This is a genomic window from Micromonospora sp. KC606 (genome assembly GCF_004348675.1).
Classification (GTDB): Bacteria; Actinomycetota; Actinomycetes; order Mycobacteriales; family Micromonosporaceae; genus Micromonospora.
Genome location: NZ_SMKN01000410.1, coordinates 1 through 1,217, shown reverse-complemented (window position 1 = coordinate 1,217; position 1,217 = coordinate 1). Strand labels below are relative to the sequence as shown.

Below are 1,217 nucleotides of genomic sequence, written 5' to 3'. Positions count from 1 at the left end.
GGTGGGGGTCTCGGGGGCGGAGCGTAGGTCGGGAGCGCTGGCCGGTTCGGCGATGCCGCCGGGGGCCTCGGCGATCGCCGGGTCGTGTGCGGTCTCGGCGGCGACCAGGGGCTGGTCGGATGGCATGACGTCGGGAACCTTGGGAACCACGATCACCGCCGTGCCGTACGCGCAGATTTCCATCCACATCTCGCCGCAGTCCCGGCTGTCGAAGCGCATGCCCACCACGGCGTTCGCGCCGAGCCGGCGGGCCTCCTCGCCGAGCCGGGCCACCGAGTCGGTGCGCCAGCGGGTCAGGTTGTCCGGCGCCATCGGGTCGTACGCGCCGCCGCGCAGGTTCTTCACCCCCTCGCGGTAGGGGTTCCGCGTCCTGGCCATCGAAGACACCACTTCGCCGAGGATCTGGCGGATCTCGTAGCCGGGCAGTTGATCCGTCGTCACGACCAGCACGGTTCCGATGCTGTCAGCCGTCGGCCGGCCGGTTCGCGAGCCCTGTTCACCTGACCGGATGCTGCAAAACGAGGCGGCGCGGACGGCCGGCGCACCGCCGGCCATCCGCGCCGCCAGGGCGCTAACGGTCAGACACCGGCCGTTGAGGTGATCCAGGCCCGGTTGTACGCGACGCTGCCGTAGTTCTGGATGCTGACGCCGTCGGCGGTGGAGGCGACGCCGACCTGCCGGCCGTTGTAGAACTGCGGGCCGCCCGAGTCGCCGCGCCAGGCGTTGCCGTTGATCTCGGTGCTCCGGATCGCCTGCCCGCCGTACGCGTCGGTGACGTTGGTGCTGGTCACCCGAACCGAGGCGGTCTTGAGCTGGCTGGACGCCGAGCAGCCGCTGTAGCAGGTCTGGCCCCAGCCGTAGATCGTGTTGGTGGAGCGGACCGGCGGGTTGCTGCTGGCCAGCGTCACCGGGGGGGCGCTCACCGGGCTGGACAGGCGCATCAGGGCCAGGTCGTAGCGGCTGTAGGTGGCGGCGACCGTGCGGGTGACCCCGCCGGAGGAGCGGTAGACGCTGCCGACCCGGACGGACATCGAGCCGCTGACGCAGTGCCGGGCGGTGAGCACCCAGTCGGCGGAGATGACGCTGCCGGAGCAGACGAACGAGCCGTTGCTGAACACCGCCGCGGCCCAGGGGGCGGACGAGACGGTGTCACCGCCGATGATCGGCTGGGGGCCGGCGGGAGCGGCGGTGGCGCCGGAGGCGGAGGCGAGCACGCC

The 1,217-nt window shown here is 72.2% G+C and carries 2 protein-coding genes; both read right to left on the bottom strand.

What is annotated here, in order from left to right:
- On the bottom strand, positions 1 to 555 hold a 555-nt coding region (locus tag E1193_RS31430), incomplete at its 3' end, for a YbjQ family protein (protein ID WP_132186743.1).
- A 23-nt stretch (positions 556 to 578) separates the two neighbouring features.
- On the bottom strand, positions 579 to 1,217 hold a 639-nt coding region (locus E1193_RS31425), incomplete at its 5' end, for a DUF1986 domain-containing protein (RefSeq protein WP_243707988.1).